Below are 799 nucleotides of genomic sequence, written 5' to 3'. Positions count from 1 at the left end.
TGGTCGGTAGCCGAACCGGTCGCCGTACCGGTCTCGGAACGTGAAGAACCCTGGGGTGAGAGCGGTGATGGTGAAGTCGCCGGCGTGTAACCGGTCGTGAAGGAAGGGGCAGAGGCTGATCAGGTTGCCCAGGTCGGTGTTGCCACCTTTGGCCCAGTGGATGACGTGGTGGACCTCGACGTAGCGGTGGGTTCCGCACCCTGGGAACCGGCAGCCGTGGTCCCGGTCGTGCACGAGGCGGAGGGTGCGGCGCGGGACGATGCGTTGGGTGCGTCCGACGTCGACGGGGTACCCGTTCTTCTCGATGATCGGCACGATCAGCCCGTCACAGGAGAGTTTCTCGCGGAGTGCGGGTGGGAGGGCTCCGGCACCGCCCGACCAGCCGTGTCCGTGGGCGTCGAGGTGGAACAGCGCCCGGTAGGTGTCCGCCCGACCCGACACCCCCTGAGTGCCGGCGTTGAGGGAGCGGAGCATGGCTTCGAGGAACGCGTCCGCCAGAGTGATCCGTGGTTTCCCAGCCGCGTCCAAACCTTCACCCGAGTCGGCACCGAGGTGGGTGCCGCCGAACGCGGCCGGAATCCGTTGAGCCGTGGTGTCTTCGTCGGACTCGATTGCGGGGTCCTGGCCGCAGTCCTGATCGCAGTTGTTGTCGCCATCACTGTCGGTGTGGCGGGTTTGTTGGAACAGCGCGTTCTTGGCTTCGTTCAACACTTGCTCGAGGAGTTCGCCCTGGTCGGCGGGTCCGTCGAACTCCAAGTGGTAGCGGCCTTTGTCGAACCAGGACCGTAACTGCGCCGGC

General features: G+C 66.2%; 1 protein-coding gene. It reads right to left on the bottom strand.

Annotated features, from left to right (window positions below; all coding sequences use genetic code 11):
* A partial coding sequence (locus EU513_RS15595; RefSeq protein WP_129627807.1) for an HNH endonuclease signature motif containing protein occupies window positions 1-799 on the bottom strand: 799 nt, incomplete at both ends.

The organism is Yimella sp. RIT 621 (genome assembly GCF_004146205.1).
Taxonomy (GTDB): Bacteria; Actinomycetota; Actinomycetes; order Actinomycetales; family Dermatophilaceae; genus Yimella; species Yimella lutea.
This window is presented reverse-complemented; position numbering and strand designations above follow the sequence as displayed.